This is a genomic window from Dissulfurispira sp. (genome assembly GCF_036745535.1).
GTDB lineage: Bacteria > Nitrospirota > Thermodesulfovibrionia > Thermodesulfovibrionales > Dissulfurispiraceae > Dissulfurispira.
The window spans coordinates 25480-32538 of sequence record NZ_DAIOFX010000014.1 but is presented as its reverse complement, the minus strand read 5'-3'; the positions used below and the strand labels follow the sequence as shown (position 1 = coordinate 32538).

The following is a 7059-nucleotide window of genomic DNA, read 5'->3' as shown; positions in this document are numbered from 1 at the left end:
GGTGAGAGGGGACTGTCCCAGATTTACGGACGAAGCAAAGCGGAGTCGTAGAATCAGGACTGTCCCCTCTCCCTCCCATATGCCCATAAACTGGTTGAGGCAAATAAGATGAAGATTGACGGCATAAACATAAATATGCCAGCAGTTAAAGGACAGATAGAAAGCACTGCCAATAATAATGCCGGCACAAGCGGCAAGTCTGCTAATGGTAAAGCCGAATCATTGGTTGCATTAAACATAGACTCCTCCATAAAAGGGGGGCTCGAGGATAAGCAGCAAAACAGAGGTCAAATAGGGCAGGCGCATTCACTGAGGGAGATAAGGCTCAAGGATAAGCAGCAAAACAGAGACAAACAGGCCGTAACTGCAGGAAACGGTTTGTTTGATTTAAAGGCCGTATTTGCCCTCGATAAAGAAAAAAATGTAGTTATACGATTTTTGGATCAGAAGGGAAAGGTTGTGAAGCAGGTTCCTCCGGAAGAGTATATCAATATGGTTAAAAAATTCAAAGAGAATGTTGAGAGCCTCTTCAGTGAAAAAGTGTAAATGGGTAGAATTTTAATAGAGGTGTAAGATGGCAGTTAATCCTTTAGGCAGTTCAGGTTCAAGCATTGATACAAATGCAATAGTCCAGCAGCTTATGCAGGTTGAAAGACAGCCTCTGCTTAAGCTCAAACAAAAAGAGGCAAACTATCAGGCAAAGATAAGCGCATATGCTACTCTCTTAAGCAGCGTTTCGAGCTTTAAAAGTGCTGTTACTGCTCTGAAAGATTCCTCTTTAATAAGAATGAAGGCAACAGTGTCCGACACCTCTTATATGACTGCCACTGCTTCAAGCACAGCCACTGCAGGAACTTATACCATGAAAATAGGCTCTCTTGCTACGGCACAGAGCCTTTCGTCTCTCAGGTTCGGCTCTCAGACAATGAAGGTTGCCGATCTTTCCGTAAATACCACGCAGAAGATAAAGATACAGGTAGGCAGCAGCACAGCAAAGGAGATAACGATTGATTCTACGAATAACACCCTTTCAGGCATAAAGGATGCCATAAACTCTGCAAGCGCAGGAGTTACTGCTTCCATAGTAAAAGAGAGCAGCAGTTTTGTTATAGACGCCAATAATAACACAATAGTATTCAACGACGGCACTGCAGACAGGACTGCAACGATAGCCGAAGGAACCTATACTTCCAGCGGGCTTGCAACTGCAATCCAGACGGCATTAAACTCGGCTCCGGGAACTACAAATACATTTAGTGTTGAATACGATACCACTTTAAGCAAATTCAAGATTACCAACAGCGCCGGACCTGATGTCAATATATTATGGGGGAACGCTTCGACAACTGCAGAGCAGATTTTAGGCTTTGACCCTACAACAGATACCGTTACTGCCGGCTCATCGACAATAGGGGACGATACGGTTGACGGTACATATAAACTCACTCTTACATCCAGCACAACAGGCGCATCAAATACGATTTCATTAACAGTTGATGAAAACAACGATGGAACATACGGCGGTGCTGATGAGACAGATACTGTAGGGCTTTCAAGCCTTGCATCAGGCAACATGAGCACGACGCAGGCGGCAGCAGATGCGAGCATTACGGTTAACGGCCTGACTGTTACAAGGTCGAGCAATACCGTTACCGATGTTATTACAGGCGTTACCATGAACTTAGTCAAGATAAGCGGTGCCACGGAATTTACGCTCACAGTTGCACAGGACACCGGCACATTAACAAGTAAATTGAACTTTTTCGTATCTTCTTATAACCAGGTTATGAGCACAATAAACGATCTCAGAGGAAATGCCACTACAAGGGGCATTCTGAGCGGGGATGCAACATCGGCAGCACTGAAAAATACGCTTCGCACTATAATAACTGCAACATACAACAATACAAACCTCGTATCTTTAGGCTTAACCCACGATAAAAACGGTGTGCTGAGCCTTAACAGCACTACATTAAACAGCGCTATTTCGAGCAATCAGTCAAGTGTCATTACAACGATAAACACAATGGCAACCTCTCTTGAGGCGTCTCTCGGCAATTATGTAAACACGATACTTCCTGCAAGAAAGGATGGTTATCAGGAGACAGTAAAAAATGTGCGGAAAAATGCAGAGAACCTCGAGAGGAGGCTCCAGACCACAGAAGTGGCCCTTAAGGAGAAATTCATTGCCCTCGACAGACTGTTGAACCAGCTTCAGGGAACAAGCAGTTATTTGACGCAGCAGATGAACAAACTCGGAAAAACCTTTGGAGGTAAATAATGGTTAATGCAGCATATGCCCGCAATGCCTACACTCAGACAAAAGTAACAACAACCTATAATCCTGTTGAACTGGTCATAATGCTTTATGACGGCGCAATAGACTTTCTCGATAAGGCTGCCACTGCCATGAACATGCGGGAAGTGCCGATAAAGATAAAATATATAGACAAAGCCATAGCAATAATAGAGGAACTCCTTAATGCCCTAAACTTAGAGGTTGGCGGAGAAATTGCCCTTAATTTGCAGAATCTATATCTTCATATGATGAGGGAACTTGTATTGGCGAATGCTAAAAATGACGGAAACAGGGTTAAGCATGTAATCGGCCTGCTCAGAGAACTGAGAGAGGCATGGGTTCGGATTAAAAATCAGGTATAAATATAAAGAAATATCTAAATTCAAAAAAACAGCAGGATTCCCTGCTGTTTTTTTTCTTTTGTTTACAAATCCTGAAAAAAATTAGTAAAATGAATATATTATTTGAATTTTTTTTAAAAGGTGAAGGGCTATTAAATGGATATCGCAGCGTTTTTAGGCATTATTATAGGCATAAGTGCAGTTGTTGTCGGCAACATTATCGAAGGTGGCAATACCGCCCATCTTGTTCAGGCTGCCGCAGCTCTTATTGTTTTTGGAGGGACATTTGGTGCAACTCTCCTTAGTTTTTCGATGCGGGATGTATTAAACGCATTTAAAGCCCTCGGCATGGTATTCGGGGGAAGGTCTCATACCCCTTCGGAGATAATAGAAGACATTCTTGGCATCCTCGTTAAAGCAAGGAAAGCAGGCCTCATTGCCCTTGAGTCAGACATCAAAAATATAGATAACCCGTTTCTGAGGAAAGGATTGACTTTTGTTGTTGACGGAATGCCCCCTGCAATGATAAAGGATGTGCTTTATCAGGAGATTGCCACATACGAGGAAGATATGAAGAATGCCGCAGATGTATTGGGAGCCGCCGGAGGGTATGCTCCTACCATAGGAATACTCGGCGCTGTACTGGGCCTTATTCAGGTTATGAGAAATGTTGCTGACCCTTCAAAGATAGGCAGCGGTATAGCGGTTGCCTTTGTTGCAACTATATACGGAGTTGGTGCTGCAAACCTTATATTTTTGCCGATGGCGCGTAAGATAATGAATAAAGTGAGAGAGGAAGTATTTATCAGGGAATTGATTATAGAAGGCATTGTTGGTGTTGAAAGCGGCATGAACCCTTATTTCCTTAAAACGCGATTGAATGCATTTCTATCAGAACATGAAAAGAGTGAGTAAATGGGTGAATGAGTGAATGGGTTTTAATCCTATAACTCATGTACCCATCTACTGCATTTAGGGGGAATAGTTGAGGAAAAGACGCAAAACGCATTTTGAAAGACCGAGCCATGAAAGGTGGCTGATATCTTACGCTGATTTCATCACCCTGATGTTCACCTTTTTTGCAGCCCTTTATGCCCTTTCATCGATGGATAAGGCAAAGGTCGAGAGTTTTTCCGGCTCATTAAAACAGGCTTTTAAAGTGATAGATGAACCAATCCCGTTATACGAAGAAAGAACAAGGACATTGGTTCAGGATATAAGTAAAAATATAAAGGGTATCGAAGGGATTTCCGTGAAGACCGACCCCAGAGGGGTTGTTGTAACATTTTCCGATGCTGTGCTTTTTGCTTCGGGTTCGGCTGATATTAAGCCAGAGACATTTGATGTGCTCGATAAGCTTTCAAAGGTTATTAATGAGGTTGCAGGACGAATTACAATAGAAGGCCATACAGATAATGTGCCGATATCAGGCGGTAAATATGTGTCAAATTGGGAACTCTCAACAGCGAGGGCAGCGAGCATTCTGCATTTTCTTATTACAAAGGGAGTTGATCCCAACAGGTTTTCCATTGCGGGTTATGGGGAATACAGGCCGCTGACAAGCAATGAGACAGAGGATGGAAGGGCAAAAAACAGAAGGGTAGAGCTTGTTATCGGGGCAAGCCAGTGATTATATATACACAAATATGGTATAATGGCTAACATTTAAGGGGGAGAAGATGCAAAATGATGAGAGGTATACGAGAATGAGGGAATTCTCAAGGGTAGACGCCTATGTGCCTTTTGCTGTCCGTGTTGTTCCTCCTGAAGAACGGCCTAATATAAAATCGAAAATATCAGGAGAGACCATTTTAGCCGAGTTTCAGACATTAACGGATGTGGAAGACAAACTTCTTTCCGACTGGCTTAAGATGCTGAATGCAAAGCTCGATTCGATTATCAGTATGCTTACTTTCCAGCGGGAAGGTTTTAGTTCGCTTCCCTTTGTGCAGGTCAATATCAGCGGCGGCGGTTTAAGGTTCAATTCCAAAGAGAAATACAATCAAGGGGATGTCCTTGAAATAAAAATGTTACTGCCCATGATACCCCCTGTTGCCCTTTATATTTATGGAGAGGTAGTAAAGATTGAGCAACAGATAAACGGCTATGCCATTGCCGTTAAATTTATTGCAATAGATGAGGACATAAGGGATGAGATAGTCAAATTTGTTTTCAAAAGGCAGAGGGAAATACTCAGGGAAAAGCGGAGGTAACTGTAATTAGATGTTTGCAATAATAGGCGCACTGGTAGTTCTATCGTCTGTGATCGGAGGCTATTTATGGCATGGCGGTAATCTGCATGTCCTTTTTCAGCCCTCGGAATATTTGATAATCGGAGGCGCAGCTATCGGAGGATTTATTATAGCCTCTCCAATGAAGGTTATAAAGGCGGTTATCGGCGGCATTTCGAGTATACTCAGCGGCAAGACATATTCAAAGGCAGATTATATGGAAGTTCTTATGTTAATGAGCGAGATATTCTCCAAGATAAGAAAAGAGGGTCTTGTCTCCATAGAGGCAGATGTGGATAATCCACACGAGAGCAAGATTTTCAGTAATTATCCAAAGTTTCTGAAAAACCATCATGCAGTAGCCCTTATTACAGACACTTTGAGGACCGTCATGACGACAAGCATAGCACCCCACGAACTTGAGGCACTTCTCGATACAGAGCTTGAGGCACATCACGAAGAACTTATGATACCTTCAAAAAGTGTAAATAACGTGGCGGATGCCCTCCCGGGACTCGGTATTGTCGCTGCAGTAATAGGCGTTATCCTGACAATGGCAAAGATCAGCGAGCCTCCGGAGGTGTTGGGCCATAGTATTGGCGCTGCGCTGGTGGGAACATTTTTGGGAGTGTTGATGTGTTATGGATTTGTTGGTCCTATGGCAAGGAATTTAGAGCATATTGCCAATGAGGATAAGAAATATCTGAATGTCCTGAAGGTTGCCCTCGTTGCATTTGTCGGCGGTGCAGCCCCCCAGATATCAGTGGAATTCGGCAGAAGGGCCATACCGGGTAATGTTAAACCCTCCTTTGTAGAGGTCGAAGAAGCACTAAGAAAATTGAAGAAGTGAATGGGTAGATGAGCGCCCGTTCACTCATCTACGTGGTGTTATGGCTGACAAATCAAAAGCAATAATTATAAAGAAGGTTAAGAAGGGCCACGAGGGCCATCACGGCGGAAGCTGGAAGGTCGCCTATGCCGACTTTGTGACCGCAATGATGGCTTTCTTCCTGCTCATGTGGCTGCTCGCAATGGTTTCTCCAGAAAAGAGGGCTGCTCTGTCAGAGTATTTCAAACATTTCAGTCTTTTTGAAAAAGCAGGTCAGTCATTTATGATGGAAGGGCAGCAGGCATTGCAGGATAAAGGCAAAGAAATGAAGACCTTTGATTTCGGAGACGGAAAAGCGGCATTATCTCCGGAGGATTTGAAGGAAAAACTGAAAAGGGCCATAGAAGAAAAGTTAAGGGCTTTGAAGGATCAGGCAGTTGTGGATATCTTTGAAGGCGGCGTAAGGATACAGCTTGTTGATCTGGAAGGGAAATCAATGTTCCAGCCGGGCAGTGCACAGCTTACGCCAAGTGCAAAGGAGATATTAAAATTAGTGGGTGATAACATAAAAGATTTACCCAACAGGATTGCAGTCGAAGGACATACGGATGCCGCGCCTTTAAAGACAGGAAGAATCACCAATTGGGAGCTTTCTACTGACAGGGCGTCTTCCGCAAGGAGGGAGCTTGAGGCAAATGGTATAGACCCTGTAAGAATAGCGAGGGTTGTAGGATACGCCGATACTGAATTGTTAATCAAGGAGAATCCAAATGACCCGAGAAACAGAAGAATAAGCATAATCCTTCTTCAGTCAAAGGTTGAACAGCCCCCTAAAGTTCAAGAGCCGGTTCAGCCACCAGCACCCCCGGCTAAGCCCGTGCAACCTCCGCCTCCGCCACCTCCTCAGCCTGAAGAGGTGAAAAAACCACAGGTTGAAAAGTCTGCCACTAAACAGGAGCAAAAAAAGGAACTCCAGAAGCCTGATATTGGCATAAAGCCTATAAAACCTATTGATCCTATCGGGAAATAAGTATTTAAGTATTCAAGGGATTAAGAGAATAAATCCTGTCCCTTTACCCCTTTACTCCTTAACCCCTTGACCCCTTATCCTTTTCAGTGTGCCCCATGTATCAATATTGGAAGACATCTGGCACAGACAAGTTTTCCTCTCCTTCATGTATACAATGAAGATAAACTCTGTAAACCATAAGGAGGAACTATGGACAGATTCGTAAGAAACTTTATTGTAATGAGTATCGTGTATTTAGTACTGGCAGCATTTTTTGGGTTGTTATGCTTGCCAATTTCCAAAGAGGAGTAACAGACCTAAATTCGTAAACATAGATAGCAGGTATGCAC

Annotated in this window: 8 protein-coding genes; all 8 read left to right on the top strand. The window is 43.4% G+C overall.

What is annotated here, in order from left to right; translation table 11 throughout:
* The first annotated feature begins 108 nt into the window (after positions 1-108).
* The 8 genes from V7L97_RS04585 to V7L97_RS04550 all read left to right on the top strand — a co-directional run bounded on the left by V7L97_RS04585 (position 109) and on the right by V7L97_RS04550 (position 6730).
* Positions 109-546 carry a flagellar protein FlaG gene (locus tag V7L97_RS04585; protein WP_333653749.1) on the top strand — a complete coding sequence of 146 codons (438 nt, stop codon included), beginning with the start codon at positions 109-111 and terminating at the stop codon, positions 544-546.
* Between the two features lie 28 nt (positions 547-574).
* Positions 575-2281 carry a flagellar filament capping protein FliD gene (gene fliD / locus V7L97_RS04580; RefSeq protein ID WP_333653747.1) on the top strand — a complete coding sequence of 569 codons (1707 nt, stop codon included), beginning with the start codon at positions 575-577 and terminating at the stop codon, positions 2279-2281.
* Positions 2281-2661 carry a flagellar export chaperone FliS gene (gene fliS, locus V7L97_RS04575; protein WP_333653745.1) on the top strand — a complete coding sequence of 127 codons (381 nt, stop codon included), beginning with the start codon at positions 2281-2283 and terminating at the stop codon, positions 2659-2661. The genes fliD and fliS overlap by 1 nt, the downstream gene beginning before the upstream one ends.
* A gap of 135 nt (positions 2662-2796) precedes the next feature.
* Complete coding sequence (locus V7L97_RS04570; protein ID WP_333653743.1) at positions 2797-3555, top strand: flagellar motor protein; 759 nt, start codon at positions 2797-2799, stop codon at positions 3553-3555.
* 70 nt (positions 3556-3625) lie between these two features.
* A complete protein-coding gene (locus tag V7L97_RS04565) occupies positions 3626-4270 on the top strand; it encodes an OmpA family protein (RefSeq protein WP_333653741.1) in 645 nt (214 codons plus the stop codon).
* 49 nt (positions 4271-4319) lie between these two features.
* Positions 4320-4853, top strand: coding sequence for a PilZ domain-containing protein (locus V7L97_RS04560; protein ID WP_333653739.1), 534 nt, complete (start codon positions 4320-4322; stop codon positions 4851-4853).
* A 10-nt stretch (positions 4854-4863) separates the two neighbouring features.
* A complete protein-coding gene (gene motA / locus V7L97_RS04555) occupies positions 4864-5721 on the top strand; it encodes a flagellar motor stator protein MotA (protein WP_333653737.1) in 858 nt (285 codons plus the stop codon).
* A 40-nt stretch (positions 5722-5761) separates the two neighbouring features.
* Entirely contained in the window at positions 5762-6730 is a 969-nt protein-coding gene (locus tag V7L97_RS04550) for a flagellar motor protein MotB (RefSeq protein WP_333653735.1), read from the top strand.
* The last annotated feature ends 329 nt before the right edge of the window (positions 6731-7059 follow it).

Coding starts and splice junctions, on each gene's coding strand:
- V7L97_RS04585 (WP_333653749.1), top strand. CDS start 109: ATGAAGATTGACGGCATAAACATAAATATGCCAGCAGTTAAAGGACAG.
- fliS (WP_333653745.1), top strand. CDS start 2,281: ATGGTTAATGCAGCATATGCCCGCAATGCCTACACTCAGACAAAAGTA.
- fliD (WP_333653747.1), top strand. CDS start 575: ATGGCAGTTAATCCTTTAGGCAGTTCAGGTTCAAGCATTGATACAAAT.
- V7L97_RS04550 (WP_333653735.1), top strand. CDS start 5,762: ATGGCTGACAAATCAAAAGCAATAATTATAAAGAAGGTTAAGAAGGGC.
- motA (WP_333653737.1), top strand. CDS start 4,864: ATGTTTGCAATAATAGGCGCACTGGTAGTTCTATCGTCTGTGATCGGA.
- V7L97_RS04560 (WP_333653739.1), top strand. CDS start 4,320: ATGCAAAATGATGAGAGGTATACGAGAATGAGGGAATTCTCAAGGGTA.
- V7L97_RS04570 (WP_333653743.1), top strand. CDS start 2,797: ATGGATATCGCAGCGTTTTTAGGCATTATTATAGGCATAAGTGCAGTT.